The organism is Pseudomonas emilianonis (genome assembly GCF_023072625.1).
Classification (GTDB): domain Bacteria; phylum Pseudomonadota; class Gammaproteobacteria; order Pseudomonadales; family Pseudomonadaceae; genus Aquipseudomonas; species Aquipseudomonas paraveronii.
The window spans coordinates 1-15,652 of sequence record NZ_JAKNRV010000099.1; the positions used below are offsets into that span (position 1 = coordinate 1).

Genomic DNA, 15,652 nt, shown 5'->3' on the forward strand with positions numbered 1-15,652 from the left:
CTGGGCCGATGCATCGCCCAGGCGCCGCCCCAGGTCCGGGCGTTATAGGTAGCTGTGGCGGTCGAGGGCGGCACTGTGCAGTAACAGGCTGTCACGCCCGCGTTCGGCAAGCTGAGTGCTGAGGCCGGCGTGGTCGAAGGGCAGATGGACCGCATCCCGCGCCTGGGCGTGGGCGAATTGGAAGTCCAACTGCGCGCTGGTCGGGATGCTGGTGCCGGTCCGGCCCAGGGCAATGCGCGCCGGGGTCAGGCGACGCAGTTCCAGCCACGGGTTTTCGGGAAGGTCTGGTTGCACGGGTGGCTCCTTCATCCCAATTGCGCCAAGGCGTGGCGAAACGCCGGTGGCAAGCTGTTGCCGAAGCGCACTTTGCCGTCGGCTTGCGTGAAAATGCCCATTTTCGCCAGCCACTGTTCAAACTCCGGCGCGGGCTTTAAACCCAATGTTTGCCGGGCGTACAGGGCGTCGTGGAACGAGGTGGTCTGGTAGTTGAGCATGATGTCGTCGGAACCGGGAATGCCCATGATGAAGTTGATCCCGGCCACGCCCAGCAGGGTCAGCAGGGTGTCCATGTCGTCCTGGTCGGCTTCGGCGTGGTTGGTGTAGCAGATGTCGCAACCCATCGGCACTCCCAGCAGCTTGCCGCAGAAGTGGTCTTCGAGGCCGGCGCGGATGATCTGTTTACCGTTGTACAGATACTCGGGGCCGATAAATCCGACCACGGTGTTCACCAAAAACGGCTTGAAATGCCGGGCCACGGCGTAGGCGCGGGTTTCGCAGGTTTGCTGGTCCACGCCGAAGTGCGCGTTGGCCGACAAGGCGCTGCCCTGGCCGGTTTCGAAATACATCAGGTTCTGCCCCAGGGTGCCACGGTTCAGGCTCAGGCCTGCTTCGTAGCCTTCCTGCAGCAGGCTCAGGCTGATGCCGAAACTGGCGTTGGCCGCCTCGGTGCCGGCGATCGACTGGAACACCAGATCCAGCGGGACGCCACGGTTGATGGCTTCGATGGAGGTGGTGACGTGGGTCAGCACGCAGGCCTGGGTGGGGATTTCGTAGCGCTGGATGATCGCGTCGAGCATCTCCAGCATGGCGCAGATCGAGGCGATGCTGTCGGTGGCCGGGTTGATGCCGATCATGGCGTCGCCGTTGCCGTAGAGCAGACCGTCGAGAATGCTCGCGGCGATGCCCGCCGGTTCGTCAGTGGGGTGGTTGGGTTGCAGGCGGGTCGACAAGCGACCGCGCAGGCCCATGGTGCCGCGAAACCGGGTGACCACGCGGATCTTCTGCGCCACCAGCACCAGGTCTTGCACGCGCATGATCTTCGATACGGCGGCGGCCATTTCCGGTGTCAGCCCTGGTGCTAATGCACGTAGGGATTGTTCATCGGCCGCATCGCTGAGCAGCCAGTCGCGCAGGCCACCGACGGTCAGGTGGCTGACGGCGGTAAACGCCTGTTTATCGTGGGTGTCGATGATCAGCCGGGTGACTTCGTCGCTTTCATAGGGGATCAGCGCCTCTTGCAGAAAGTGCTTCAGCGGGATATTCGCCAAGGCCATTTGCGCTGCGACCCGCTCGCCATCGTTCTGTGCGGCGACGCCCGCGAGGAAATCCCCTGAACGGGCGGGACTGGCCTTGGCCATCACGTCCTTGAGGCTGTCGAAGCGGTAGGTCGATGCACCCACCGCGTGGGAAAAACTTGCCATACAGTGTCTCCTTGATGACGCGGGCAAATGTGGGTAAGGCGCCCGCGTCGAGGTTTACGGCATTTAGTGCAAGGCGGCCTCTGCGGCCTGGATCGCCGCGAATTCTTCTTCCGGCGTGCCTGCTACCAAGTGATGCCGGCTGTAGAAAGCAAAGTAAGCAATTAATACTCCATAGATGATCGCAGCGCCAATCACCACCCGTGGGTCGACCAGAAAGCCCGCCACCACGGCCACGCAGGCCAATACCAGCGCCACGCCGGAGGTGAAGATGCCGCCCGGCGTGCGGTACGGACGATCCATTTTGGGGCGACGGATGCGCAGCGTGATGTGCGCGGCCATCATCAGCACGTAGGAAATGGTCGCGCCAAACACCGCCACCAGAATCAGCAGGTCACCCTGGCCGGTCAGCGACAGGCCGAAACCGATAATGCCGGGGATCACCAGCGCCAGGACCGGCGCCTTGCTTTTGTTGGTCTGGGACAGTTTGCGTGGCAGGTAGCCGGCGCGGGACAACGCGAAGATCTGCCGCGAATAGGCGTAGATGATCGAGAAAAAGCTGGCGATCAAGCCTGCCAGGCCGACCAGGTTGACGAAGCTGCCCATCCAGGTCGAGCCGCCATACGACAGCGCCAATGCTTCAACCAGTGGGTTGCCGGACTTGATCAGCGCATAGGTGCCGGCGCCGCCCGGTGCAATCACCAGGATCAACAGGGCAAAACTGGTCAGCACCACAATGGCGCCGATCAGGCCGCGGGGCAGGTCGCGCTTCGGGTTCTTGGTTTCTTCGGCCGCCAGCGGCACGCCTTCTACCGCCAGGAAGAACCAGATCGCATACGGAATCGCCGCCCACACGCCGACGTAGCCAAATGGCACGAAGGTGCTGGCGCCCTTGGCTTCGGTCACCGGAATGTCGAGTAGGTTGGCGACGTTGAAGTGCGGCACCATCGCCACCAGGAACACACCCAGCGCAATGGCGGCGACGGCGGTAATCACAAACATCAGCTTCAAGGCTTCACCCACGCCAAAGATATGGATGCCGATGAAGATGATGTAGAACGCCAGGTAAATCATCCAGCCGCCAATGCCGAACAGCGACTCGCAATAGGCGCCGATGAACACCGCAATGGCGGCGGGGGCGATGGCGTACTCGATCAGGATCGCGGTGCCGGTCAGGAACCCGCCCCAAGGGCCAAAGGCGCTGCGGGCAAAACCGTAGCCACCGCCGGCGGTGGGGATCATGGAAGACAGTTCGGCCAGGGAAAAGCACATGCACAAGTACATGGTGGCCATCAGCAATGTGGCGAGGAACATGCCGCCCCAGCCGCCTTGGGCCAGGCCGAAGTTCCAGCCGGCGTAGTCGCCGGAGATCACGTAGGCAACGCCAAGGCCGACTAACAGCACCCAGCCGGCGGCGCCTTTTTTCAGTTCGCGTTGTTGGAAGTAGTCGGTGCCGACTTTTTCGAAGTCGACGGAAGAGCTAGTGGGTTCGCTAGGCATGGGGAAGTACCTTTCATTGTTATTGTTTTTAATTCGGCATCTGTGTGCCGGATGCAATTTGCAAGTGCTTATGAAGATCTAAATGTGGGAGGGGGTTGTTAGTTAGAAGAAGCCCAGTGGATTAATGTCGTAACTTACCAGCAGGTTTTTGGTCTGCTGGTAGTGATCCAACATCATCTTGTGGTTCTCACGCCCCACACCCGACTTCTTGTAGCCGCCAAACGCGGCGTGCGCCGGGTACAGGTGGTAGCAGTTGGTCCACACGCGGCCGGCCTTGATCGCCCGGCCCATGCGGTAGGCACGGTTGATGTCGCGGGTCCACAGGCCGGCGCCGAGGCCGAACTCGGTGTCGTTGGCGATTGCCAGGGCTTCGGCTTCATCCTTGAAGGTGGTGATGCTCACTACCGGGCCGAAGATTTCTTCCTGGAACACCCGCATCTTGTTGGTGCCCTTGAGCAGGGTCGGCTGGATGTAATAACCGGTGGCCAGATCGCCGGTCAGCTTCTCGACCTTGCCGCCGGCCAGCAACTCGGCGCCTTCGCCCTTGGCGATTTCCAGGTACGACAGGATCTTGTCGAACTGCTGCTCGGACGCCTGGGCGCCGACCATGGTGTCGGTGTCCAGCGGGTCGCCACGCTTGATCGCCTCGACCTTCTTCATCACCACTTTCATGAAGTCGTCGTAGATCGATTCTTCCACCAGCGCACGGGATGGGCAGGTACACACTTCGCCCTGGTTGAAGAACGCCAGCACCAGGCCTTCGGCGGCTTTCTCGATGAATTGCGGTTCGGCGTTCATGATGTCGGCGAAGAAGATGTTCGGCGACTTGCCGCCCAGTTCAACGGTGGACGGAATGATGTTTTCGGCCGCGCAATGCATGATGTGCGCGCCCACCGGGGTGGAGCCGGTGAAGGCAATCTTGGCGATGCGCTTGCTGGTGGCCAGGGCTTCGCCGGCTTCTTTGCCGAAACCGTGTACCACATTCAGCACGCCTGGCGGCAGCAGGTCGCCGATGACTTCCATCAGCACGCTGATGCCCAGTGGGGTTTGCTCGGCTGGCTTGAGCACCACGCAGTTGCCGGCGGCCAGGGCCGGGGCGAGTTTCCAGGCGGCCATCAGCAGCGGGAAGTTCCACGGGATGATCTGGCCGACCACGCCCAGGGGCTCATGGAAGTGGTAGGCGGCGGTGTGTTCGTCGATTTCGGCGCTGCTGCCTTCCTGGGCGCGGATGCAGCCGGCGAAGTAGCGGAAGTGGTCGGCAGCCAGCGGGATGTCGGCGTTGAGGGTTTCACGCACGGCCTTGCCGTTGTCCCAGGTTTCGGTGATGGCCAGCAGTTCGAGGTTCTGTTCGATACGGTCGGCGATCTTCAGCAGCACCAGCGAGCGGTTCTGGGCAGAGGTTTTGCCCCAGGCGTCGGCGGCGGCATGGGCGGCGTCCAGCGCTTTATCGATGTCTTTGGCGGTGGAACGCGGGAATTCGGCGATTGGCTTGCCGTTGACCGGCGAGGTATTGGTGAAATAGTTGCCATCGACCGGCGCAACGAACTCGCCACCGATGTAGTTGCCGTACTTGGCCTTGAACGAAACGATGGCGCCTTCAGTACCGGGGTGTGCGTAACGCATGGTGGGTATCTCCTGGCTTTTTATGTTTATTGGAGTGCAGCGCGGCAAGCGCTTGATAAAGCGTAGAGCAAAGGTCGGGCCACTGCCTTGCAAGCCAGTTAAATCAGGGGGTTGGCGAGTGCTGAAAAGCGCTGCTGTGCCAGCCTTGGTACAGCCGGTGTGACAGTTTGTCCCATCAACGGTACAGCCTGTGACCGGTGGGCCGGCGCGGGATTGCAATGCCCGGGTGGCTAGGGGATGCTGGGCGTTCTCACGCAGAGAGAATAATAAGAAATGCACAACGATCATTTCAGTCGCCATGCCCAGCAAGTCCTCACCGTGGCGCATGGCCGCGACCCCTCGAGCGACCCTTCCATCGCCCGCTCCTGGCTGCGTTGTCTGGAGGACTACCACCTCGACCCTGCGCAAACCATCGCGCCCACCGTGCTCGAGCACGGCCGTCTTCTCGAAAGCCGCGAGCGCCTGCAACAAGTGCTGCACATCGCCGGCAGCGAGATGAACAGCCTGCATCAGCAACTCTCCGGCGCCGGGCATGCGGTATTGCTCACTGATGCGCGTGGGGTGATCCTCAACTGTGTCACCGCGCCGTCCGAGCGCAAGATCTTCGAGCGCGCCGGGCTGTGGCTGGGTGCTGATTGGAGCGAAGCCTGCGAAGGCACCAATGGTATCGGCACCTGCCTGGTTGAGCGCCAGTCCCTGACCATTCATCGCGATGAGCATTTTCGCGGTCGCCACACTGGGTTGACCTGTTCGGCGAGCCCGGTGTTCGATCCCCATGGCGACCTGCTCGCAGTGCTCGACGTGTCCTCTGCGCGCGAAGCGGTATCGCGCCAGAGCCAGTTCCACACCATGGCGCTGGTGAACCTGTCGGCGAAGATGATCGAGAGTTGCTACTTCCTGCGTCACTTTGAAAACCACTGGCTACTGCGCTTCCACCTGCAGGCGGAGTCGGTGGGGTTATTCAGCGAAGGGTTGCTGGCGTTCGATGGCGAGGGGCGAATTTGTGCGGCGAATCAGAGTGCGTTGAACCTGTTGGGGCAACGGCGTGGCGGCTTACTGGGGCAGCCGGTAGAGGCGTTTTTCGACTGCTCACTGGACCAGTTGCTAGGGCGCGCCAGCGCGAATGCCACCGCCAGTTGGCCCCTGCGTACGCGGGACGGCCGGCGTTTGTTCGCAGCCTTGCGTGGTCAAGCACGCAGTGCGCCAGCCCCCGTCGTCAAGCCTGCGCCTTCACGGCTGCCCGGCATTTGCCTGGGTGACCCGGCGCTGCAAAATGATTTTCGCAAGGCGCTACGGGTGTTCGAGCGCGACGTCCCGCTGTTGATCAATGGCGAGACCGGCTCCGGCAAGGAAGCCTTTGCCAAGGCAGTGCACTACGCCAGCCAGCGCGCCGATCAGGCCTTCGTGGCCCTCAACTGCGCTGCCATCCCGGAAAGCCTGATCGAAAGCGAACTGTTCGGCTATCGCGGTGGCAGCTTTACCGGCGCACGCAAGGAAGGCATGCAAGGCAAGTTGCAACAGGCTGATGGAGGAACCTTGTTTCTCGATGAAATCGGAGACATGCCCTTGGCCTTGCAGACCCGTCTATTAAGAGTACTGGAGGACCGCATGGTGGTGCCCATCGGGGGTGAGCCCCAAGCCGTCAACGTGCGAATCATCAGTGCAACTCACCGCGACTTGCTGGACTGCATCGCCAACGGCAGCTTTCGCGAAGATTTGTACTACCGCCTCCACGGTCTGGAAATCAACTTGCCGCCCTTGCGTGAGCGCAGCGATAAAGCGCAGTTGCTGGATGCTTTGCTTGCTGAGGTTACGCAGGGGCAGGTTGTATTGCTCGATGAGGCTGCACGCCAGGCGCTGCTGGGCTTTACTTGGCCGGGAAATGTGCGGCAATTGCTCAATGTGCTACGTACTCTGGCCGTATTGAGCGAGGACGGACGAATCGGGTTTGATGACTTGCCGCTAGTCATTCGCCAGGTGCGAACCCCGGTAAGCGTCGAGCCCAGTCCACGGTTCGCATTGGACGACGCTGAGCGCGTGGCGCTGCTTGATGCGTTGAGGCAGCAGCGTTGGCATATGACCCGCACGGCCGAACTTTTAGGGGTAAGCCGAAATACGCTTTACAGAAAATTACGCAAGCACGGAATTGAACGTTGTTTATTAACTTGATCCGCACGTTTTAGTGTGCGTCTGTAAAGACCAGGCCTCTTGTGGAACAAGGTGTATGAGTAAACAAATAGTAATCGAAATATCCGGATAAAATGTTTGCAGCTAGTTGCTTTGTAATGTTCTGTTGTTTTGCCACTCAGTGTATGGGCAGTCGCTCAGGTTGTTTACATGCGAGGTGGTGAATGATGAATATGATTAATTTTAATAATAGGGCTGTCTCTAATAGCTATAGAGAGGTACAGGGTGAATCAGTCGCCCCACCTTCCGCAGAAATCACGCGCACCGACACCCGCAGCGACGTGCACCGTGGCAAGCGCAGTCTAGAGTTTTCTGACAGTCCCGAGGCCCGTGCAACCGCTGATGCCCAAGTGGCAGGTGCGTTCGCGAATGCGTTGGCTACGCGTTCCTACCAAACCGCTATAAAGCCGCCTGATGTTCAGGTTCCTCTGGAGTCCACACTGGGACGTTGGCGCGCTCATCTGGACAGCGCCTTCAAAAGCCCGGGATTTTTGGCATGGGCGAAAGCGCAAGGGCTCGATACGACGAGCTTGAAACTGGATCCCGCCCGCAAAGAACTCACCGGCATTGTGGATGGCAAGACGCATACCTTTTCCATGAAGGATGACTCGGGCTGGTCCGATGTTTCCAGGACACTTCTGTCGATCGCCAAGGTGATCGCGCCCAATCCGGGCCATGCATTTCTTTATCCTTGGCCGGAAGGCAAGGTTCCGCTATCTACCGTGGGGCACTTTTACGATGAGCCCATAGACCTGACGCCCAAGCAAGCTACCCTGCATCGCAAGGCGCTTTCAGAAGGGGGGGGATTTAAGTTCAAGCCTTTGGCCAATGCGTCGCTGCGATCTATTGAGGCGCTGAAGCAGCAGACCGAGGCGCTGGGGGACGACGCAAACCGTCATGCGCTTATTGCGGCATTGAGGTCTCAGGACGACGATGCCAGTGGGAACATCAATCTCGACAAAGTCAAGATCCCCATTGACCCTCGCTCAGGCTTGTTTATCCGCGAGCAACACCGCGAGATGAGTGTTGCGCAGTTCCTTAAGCACGAAGGAAACAAGGTTCCCATCAACAGCAAGCAGGCACTTGAGTTGGCGCGGGCGCAGTCCTTTGACCTTGCCCATCGGGCCCCCGGCGTGGACTCGGGTGGGGTCAGGCCTCTGACTGTTTTGCTTGGTGCCACTTCGCTACGCAAGATGCGAACAGTGGTCGATGGATGGAAGAAGCAACAAATGGCGCAGGTTTCAAATACCCCGGCAGGGGCAGGGCCTAGCAGTCTCCTTGCGCTGTTGATCAGCTCGCTTCCTGAGGCATCAAGAAAGCTGATTGCCGATAATCCCGCATTGGCAATGGACCAGCTCATTCGATCACCCGAGGCGCAGGCGCTGGGTAAAGATATACAAAGCAAGATTAAGATCGTTGAGACACCGACCAGTGCCATTGAGAGTGTGAGTGCCGCACTCGTACAGGAACTTGATCCTCTTGCGGGCACGTCTCGCCACAATTTGGCAGGCTATAACCTGTATGGCGAAGACAATGCGGGCGCTTCAACTGCCGATATTGTCGAGCGTTTTACAACTCATCTTAAAAGTAGGGTGGGTGCTGAGCTGGCCCCCCTTGCTGCACGTCTATTATTATCGGTTGCAGCACCAGAGTTACTGGTAATCGATACGCCTCCAAATCTTGTGCTCGGTTCTCATACGTGGGCGAACTTTGCCATAGAAGTTTCGCGAATAGAGCAACAAGTGCCGGGAGCCTCGGCAAACATGACGTTCAGCCAAGTGATGGCTTTTGGTGATGCCCTGCCTGTATCGCTTCAGGGTGACGATGAATTAGGCGTGGCAGCGCGTCACGCGGTTATTGATTGGGGTATTGCCAACGGTGTTGTTAAAAGTCGTACCGATCAAGACTACAGTCCTGCTGAAATTTTACACGCGCAAAGTCTATTGAATAAACAGCAAAAAGAACTTTCATGGGCAAAGAACGTCCTTGGCTCATCCCCGCCCACGCGAAGAGAATTAGCGCTTGCGGAATTGAAGCGTGTATTTCCAGACGTAGACCCGACACTGGCGGTATTACAGGCGCCCTGGGTAAAACACGACCCGGTATCGTTGCTTGATATATACATGACTGGAAAAATCGAGCCGGATAGCTGGGAGTCAATCGATGAAAAAACCTTCCCGTATGAGGCGATGAAGTCTCGTTTTTCACAGCTGGTTCCAGATATTAATGTTGTGTTCTCCAATAAGTTTGAGGAGGTTAAAAAGGATCATGGAAGTGCATGGGCGATTACTTTCAAGTATCAGCTTTCCCTGCTGCCAAAGGCGGATCGTGAGCATATAAGTCGATCAACTGTCACTTTTCTTGAGGTGTCTCGTCCCTATTTGAAGACAGAATTGAACCCGCGAGGGTCAAACCTGTTTCCTGGACACAGACCCCGAACCCCGACTGCGCAGGAGCTTGAGGAACTCAAGGGGCGACATGGCCTGCTCATGAAGGTAGAGGGGAGTGACGGGAAAGTCAGCTATTATAACTATCTCCCTGGGTCGGGAAAAATCGTCAAGGAAAAGGGGTTCCCTGGTGATCAAACCAACGCTGACGACGCAGCCTATTTTGGAGGGGACACCAAAGGTCGAGTGAGCGGCACGCATAATATTTATAAGCAATTTGGCGCTGTTAACAGTGATCGTGATCCACCTGAAAGTGACGATGGCCGGCGTGGTGTCTACTTTTCTGCCAGAAGTGGTGCTCTCGCGTCGACAACAGCGAGTTTTTTTACACGTGATATATATGCGCTAAAGAATCAGGCTGCGGGTATTACAGAGCTTGAGAAGGGAAAAGCCTATGATCAAAACTTAAAAGACTTCTTCCTTAGTCTCGTGCCTTTTTATGATGGGATTCAAGACGCAATCAAGGGTAATGTGGCGGGTGCGATTTTCAATATTGGTTTCGATATTTTAGGTTTTTTCCTTCCCGGGATAGGTGCTGCCCGTAAGGCATCCAAAGCGGGTAAGGGCGCGCTTAATATCATCAAAAGTGGTGCTTTGGCAGGTATCGGTGCCTCGGTAGGCTTCACCGATTCGGTAGATATTGTAAAGAACTTAAATAAGGGCGGCGCAAGGGGGTATAAAGATATTAATAAATTGGCCGGCAAGGGGGATGAGATATTGTCTCGGTTGAAAGGAAATTATCGAAGGTACGAACCCTCTGTAAATTATAAAGAGGGCGATATTGTCAGAGGGTTTGCTCGTTATGACGACGGTGGGTTATGGGACCCTGTAGTGGCTATTTTGAAGAAAGGAAGTTGGTACGCTTACAGTACCCTGACGAAGACGCCCTACGGTCCTCAAATTTTGCAGTTTGGAGTTGCGAGTGCGCTGGCGAAACCATCACTGATGCCTGAGGTATCAAAACAAGTTATGCCTGTCAATAGCTGATTCGCAAGCGACAGAGGTTGATCAAGTAGTGACTTATTTTTTGAAGTTTAATTGGAACCTTTTTTCTGGTTTCTCTCACATAAAGCATGAGAGAAATGGACTCCTTTCTAATTTAAAATCAATTATTAGGTGACCCATATATGATATTTTCAAATGCAATCGCGCGGCCATTGGTTTTCTCAAGAGTTGGTGATTTTTTTTCCGGAGGGTTTACTCGCACCCCGGAAATTCCGTCCGGTTCAACAAGGACCGTTGATGCTCCGAAAGTGGGAGACGCACCGTCGGGTAGACCAGCACCAGAGCATCAAGGCTTTGATCAGGCTCATGTTGATTTGAAAGTTGAAGGCTTCGAGGCTCCAGGGCACACGAGCGGTACCCGGCAGCCGGGCGATACGCCAGACGCAAATAACCCCCAGTCTCCTCAGTTGGATTCATACAAAGCAGAACAACAAAAGAAGTGGCAAGCTCAACAAGATGCTAACTCGCGAGATAAGTTGTTTGCACAGGAACAACCTGGTCGAGTTGACGGAAAAGAAGTTGAGCCCTTCTCTTCTACGGCGCTATCAGATGAGTCTGCCTCACTGTCTGCTGCCGCCAAGGCTAAGGTTGAAAAAGCGGCTCCAGCCCGAAACGGTTCATTAGTACGGACTGCAGCCATTGCAGTACCGTTTAGTATCGCGGGCCTCACGATTGCAGGAACCGTTAACGCATTTGTCAAGAAAGCCATTGATAGTCCCGAGTCTACCGACGGCCTTACGAAGCAAGATGCCCAAAACGCGCGGATTGTCGAGCAGAGCCAAAAGGATGTGTTTACTGCTGCAAACGCCTTGAATGATCTAAAAGGAGACGCGCACATTGCTCCTGACTTGAGCTGGGCAATGAAAGATGATGATGCTCGTATGGACGTCCTTGAGGAGATAGTCGATATCGTAGAGGAACAGCTGACTATCGAGGCCAAAAAGTTGGGTATTCCATTTTCGGCCGCATCTACCGGTCCACAGAAGGATGATATCGAAGGCCGCGCATTGGCAATCGAATCCAGGCTCGCGGCGGTTACGGCGCTGTTTCGCAACATCTCATCAAAACTGACGGCTGAGACTGCATAAGCCTTTACGATTACCTCCCTGCAGGCCAGTGCGCACTGGTTTTGCAGGCATAAGGTGATGACTGTGCAAATAAGCGCCATTGGATTTGACCCGCCTGTATACACAGTGAGGCCGAATTCAATGGCGATTTATCTCAAGTAAACCATTACTCCTGGTTCCGTCCTTGGTCATCCCGGCGCTGGCGGTTCCAAGCTAAAGAGTGCGATTTTCCCCTCCCTGCGCTAACCTGCCTCGATGTTTTACGAGGTCGACTATGCACATTCATATTCTCGGTATTTGCGGCACATTCATGGGCTCGATGGCGGTTCTGGCCAAAGAACTGGGCCATCACGTCACGGGCTCCGATGCCAACGTTTATCCGCCCATGAGCACGCAACTCGAGGCCCAGGGCATTGCGCTGACCCAAGGCTACGACCCCTCGCAATTCGAGCCGGTCCCGGACCTGGTGGTGATCGGCAACGCCATGTCTCGGGGCAACCCGGCGGTCGAATACGTACTCAATAAAGGTTTGCCTTATGTGTCTGGCCCCCAATGGCTGGCCGATCATGTACTGCAAGGCCGTTGGGTACTCGCGGTAGCCGGCACTCACGGCAAGACCACCACCAGCAGCATGCTGGCCTGGGTGTTGGAGCATGCGGGCATGAGCCCGGGTTTCCTGATCGGCGGCGTGCCGCAGAACTTCTCGGTGTCGGCACGCCTGGGCGATACGCCGTTCTTCGTGATCGAGGCCGATGAATACGACAGCGCGTTCTTCGACAAACGCTCCAAGTTCGTCCACTACCGCCCGCGCACGGCGATCCTGAATAACCTGGAGTTCGATCACGCGGATATCTTCCCCGATCTGGCGGCCATCGAGCGGCAGTTCCACCATTTGGTACGCACCATCCCGAGCGAGGGCCTGGTGATCCACCCGACCACCGAGCCGGCCTTGCAGCGCGTCATCGAGATGGGCTGCTGGACCCCGGTGCAAACCACCGGCGCGGGTGGGCAGTGGCTGGTCAAGTTGCTCAGTGAAGACGGTTCAAAATTTGAAGTGCTATTGGAAGGCGAAGCCCAAGGCATTGTCGATTGGGACATGACCGGCCAGCACAACGTCGCCAACGCCTTGGTCACCCTGGCTGCTGCGCGGCATGTGGGCGTGGTGCCGTCCATGGGTATTGCCGCGTTGAGCGCATTCAAAAGCGTGAAGCGCCGTATGGAAAAAGTCGCCGACGTGAATGGGATTACCATCTACGACGACTTTGCCCACCACCCGACGGCGATTGCCACCACCCTTGATGGCCTGCGCAAGCGTGTCGGTGATGCCCCGATCATTGCCATTATCGAACCGCGCTCCAATTCCATGAAGCTCGGCGCGCACCGCGATGGCTTGCCGGAGAGCGTCAACGACGCGGACCAAGTGGTCTGGTACGCGCCGGCCAACCTGGGGTGGGACCTGCCCGCCATTGCGGCGCTGTGTCGCGTGCCGTCGAAGGTCTGCGATTCCATCGAAGGCATCATCGAATTCGTCAAGCTACAGGCCAAGCCTGGCACCCATGTGGTGGTGATGAGCAACGGCGGCTTCGGCGGCCTGCACGGCAAACTGGCCGGGGCGCTGAAATGAGCGGGCCGGAGCGCGTTACCCTGGCCATGACCGGCGCATCCGGAGCGCCTTATGGCCTGCGCCTGCTCGACTGCCTGGTGCGCGAGGAGCGTGAGGTGCACTTCCTGATCTCCAAGGCCGCGCAACTGGTGATGGCCACCGAGACCGATGTCGCGCTGCCGCCCAAGGTGCAGATGATGCAGGCGTTCCTTACCGAGTACACCGGTGCGGCGGCGGGGCAGATCAAGGTCTACGGTAAAGAGGATTGGATGTCGCCGGTGGCTTCCGGCTCCGGCGCGCCGGCGGCGATGGTGGTGGTGCCGTGCTCCACTGGCACGTTGTCGGCGATTGCCACCGGCGCCTGCAACAATTTGATCGAGCGGGCCGCCGATGTGACGTTGAAAGAACGTCGTCAGTTGATTCTGGTGCCGCGTGAAGCGCCGTATTCGAGCATTCACCTGGAGCACATGCTCAAGTTGTCAAACATGGGTGTGACCATCTTGCCCGCGTCGCCCGGCTTCTATCACCAGCCTCAGACGATCGATGACCTGGTGGACTTTGTGGTGGCGCGGATTCTCAATCTGCTGAACATTCCCCAGGATATGCTCCCGCGTTGGGGTGAGCATCATTTGAGCAGCGATGAATAAGCTACTGCTGGTCTTGTTGGCCTTGCAACTGACGGGCTGCGCCACCGTGCGCACGCTGGATGCTGCCAAGCCCGGTGCGCCGGTGGTGTACGCTGGCACGCGGCTGGACCTGTACGTCATGAACGGCGGCTGTTGCGCCATGGACCGTTTTGGTGCCGAGGCGCCGAGCTATCCCGGCGTCGACCTGCCGGCCAGCGCGTTGCTCGACACCTTGCTGTTGCCGCTGTCGTTGTTGACGGTGGTGGGCGTCGGATTCAACGCCACAGGCGGCCTATAGAAGTGTATTACCTGTGCTGGCCTCATCGCAGGCAAGCCAGCTCCCACATTTGATTGTGGTTCACGCAGTTTCAAATGTGGGAGCCGGGCTTGCCCGCGATGAGGCCTGCCCGGTCACCGCAAAATTACTTACCAAGCTTGCGCAACTCATCCGATTCCACCACGCGCACACCGTCCTGCTCTTCCAGCGCCAGCCGCCACATGGCGCGGGCCAGTTCGCACACTTCGATGCCGTGATACTTGCCGGGAATCAGCCGTGACAGCGGCCCGGCCAATTGCTCGGCCAGGCGCGGTTCGAGGCGCTCCCCCAGCAACAGCGAAGGCCGCACGATGGTCAGTTGCGGCCAACCCTGGGCCTTCAAGGCTTCTTCCATTTGCCCTTTGACCCGGTTGTAGAAGATCGAGGATTTAGGGTCGGCGCCAATCGCGCTGATGACGATAAGGTGTCGCGCGCCCATTTCCCGCGCGCGCTTGGCAAACTCCACGACCATGTCCAGGTCGACGGCGCGAAAGGCCTCTTCGGAGCCGGCTTGCTTGATCGTGGTGCCCAGGCAGCAGAAGGCGATATCCACCTGGCCGCGCAGTTGCGGCAAGAACACCGCCGGGTCGCCCACCGGGTTTTCCAGACGTGGGTGTTCGGCCAGCGGCTTGCGGCTGGGCGCCAGCACGCGGGTCACGGTAGGTTCATTGAGCAGGCGATCGAGCAGGTGTTCGCCGGTCAGGCCAGAGGCTCCGGCGAGCAAGATATGCTGAGGTGTCAGGTACATGGTGTTTCCCCCCTATTACACGTTACAGCTTAGTTGCCTTTAGCTTCCTTGCTATTTAGTGAGACGCTTTCGAGCGCCTTTCGTGCCTGCTGCTTGCGTAATAGTTGCCAATGGGCGATCACGCCTTTGGGGGCCCAGATCTGCGGTTCGGAGGCTTCGAAGTTGTCTGCCTGCTCGCGTTCGGTCACGTGCAGTTGCGCCAGCTTGAAGGCTTGCTGCAAGTCGTCGGTCTGGTTGAAAGCCTGGGCGAAAAGGGCATCGCCGAAGTAGGTAAAGTCGGCTTCCTCGGAGCAACCGAATGACACGCGGTCGGCGCGGGAAGCGGTCATGATCAAGGTGTGCTCGTCTTTCAGTGCCGGAATGAAGCCGCCGGAGTAGCACGCGGAAATCACCACGATCTTGTCGCGGTTCTTCAGCGGCGCGAGTACTGCGGTCAGCTCATCGGCCGGCAGGTCGGCCAGTTCCATGCGCGGTTGGTCGAGCACCAGTTCGTGTTCGTGGGTGCCGTGGCTGGTCAGGTAGATAAATACCAAGTCCTCTGGCCCGCTGCGTTCGGCCAGGGTCTGCACCGCACGCCGCAGGCTTTCGCGGGTGGCCAGGGGACGGTCGGTGATATGGTCGCGATGGTTGACCAGGCGAATCTGTCCGCGCGCCCCGAAGCGGCTGGCGAGCATATTGCTGACGTAATCGGCTTCGCGCAGGAACACGCTTTGTTTGCCGTCGCCGGCCAGTACCAGGGTGTACAGCTCCACTGCGGGGGTCGAGGCGGGCACGGCGGCGAGGGCGGCATCGAGCAACGGGCCCATGCTGAATTGAACCGCATCGGCGCGTTA

At 58.2% G+C, this 15,652-nt stretch carries 10 protein-coding genes and 2 pseudogenes; 6 read left to right on the plus strand and 6 right to left on the minus strand.

What is annotated here, in order from left to right; translation table 11 throughout:
• Nucleotides 1–45: 45 nt before the first annotated feature.
• The 4 genes and pseudogenes from L9Z73_RS12680 to exaC form a co-directional block, all read right to left on the minus strand.
• A pseudogene (locus tag L9Z73_RS12680) lies at nt 46–309 on the minus strand (ethanolamine ammonia-lyase light chain EutC); the annotation flags it as partial.
• Nucleotides 306–1,700, minus strand: a complete 1,395-nt coding sequence (locus L9Z73_RS12685; protein WP_247401420.1) for an ethanolamine ammonia-lyase subunit EutB — start codon at nt 1,698–1,700, stop codon at nt 306–308. The pseudogene L9Z73_RS12680 and the gene L9Z73_RS12685, both read right to left, overlap by 4 nt.
• Before the next feature lie 63 nt (nt 1,701–1,763).
• Complete coding sequence (gene eat / locus L9Z73_RS12690) at nt 1,764–3,197, minus strand: ethanolamine permease (protein WP_247401421.1); 1,434 nt, start codon at nt 3,195–3,197, stop codon at nt 1,764–1,766.
• Between the two features lie 102 nt (nt 3,198–3,299).
• Nucleotides 3,300–4,820: an acetaldehyde dehydrogenase ExaC gene (exaC, locus tag L9Z73_RS12695; RefSeq protein ID WP_247401423.1), complete on the minus strand. Its 1,521-nt coding sequence runs from the start codon at nt 4,818–4,820 to the stop codon at nt 3,300–3,302.
• 273 nt (nt 4,821–5,093) lie between these two features.
• On the opposite strand from exaC, the gene L9Z73_RS12700 reads away from it, so the two are divergent.
• From L9Z73_RS12700 to L9Z73_RS12725, 6 genes are all read left to right on the plus strand, one after another.
• Nucleotides 5,094–6,989, plus strand: coding sequence for a sigma-54-dependent Fis family transcriptional regulator (locus tag L9Z73_RS12700; protein ID WP_247401426.1), 1,896 nt, complete (start codon nt 5,094–5,096; stop codon nt 6,987–6,989).
• Nucleotides 6,990–7,174: 185 nt separating this feature from the next.
• A complete protein-coding gene (locus L9Z73_RS12705; protein ID WP_247401428.1) occupies nt 7,175–10,441 on the plus strand; it encodes a hypothetical protein in 3,267 nt (1,088 codons plus the stop codon).
• A 140-nt stretch (nt 10,442–10,581) separates the two neighbouring features.
• Nucleotides 10,582–11,547, plus strand: a complete 966-nt coding sequence (locus L9Z73_RS12710) for a hypothetical protein (protein ID WP_247401431.1) — start codon at nt 10,582–10,584, stop codon at nt 11,545–11,547.
• 253 nt (nt 11,548–11,800) lie between these two features.
• Nucleotides 11,801–13,150: a UDP-N-acetylmuramate:L-alanyl-gamma-D-glutamyl-meso-diaminopimelate ligase gene (gene mpl, locus L9Z73_RS12715; protein ID WP_247401433.1), complete on the plus strand. Its 1,350-nt coding sequence runs from the start codon at nt 11,801–11,803 to the stop codon at nt 13,148–13,150.
• Nucleotides 13,147–13,776, plus strand: coding sequence for a flavin prenyltransferase UbiX (ubiX, locus tag L9Z73_RS12720; RefSeq protein ID WP_010206807.1), 630 nt, complete (start codon nt 13,147–13,149; stop codon nt 13,774–13,776). The genes mpl and ubiX overlap by 4 nt, the downstream gene beginning before the upstream one ends.
• Nucleotides 13,769–14,053 carry a YceK/YidQ family lipoprotein gene (locus L9Z73_RS12725; protein WP_247401435.1) on the plus strand — a complete coding sequence of 95 codons (285 nt, stop codon included), beginning with the start codon at nt 13,769–13,771 and terminating at the stop codon, nt 14,051–14,053. The genes ubiX and L9Z73_RS12725 overlap by 8 nt, the downstream gene beginning before the upstream one ends.
• Before the next feature lie 124 nt (nt 14,054–14,177).
• On the opposite strand, the gene L9Z73_RS12730 is transcribed toward L9Z73_RS12725, so the two are convergent.
• A complete protein-coding gene (locus L9Z73_RS12730; RefSeq protein WP_247401437.1) occupies nt 14,178–14,819 on the minus strand; it encodes an oxidoreductase in 642 nt (213 codons plus the stop codon).
• 29 nt (nt 14,820–14,848) lie between these two features.
• Nucleotides 14,849–15,628, minus strand: a pseudogene (locus L9Z73_RS12735) (C13 family peptidase); the annotation flags it as partial.
• Between the last annotated feature and the right edge of the window lie 24 nt (nt 15,629–15,652).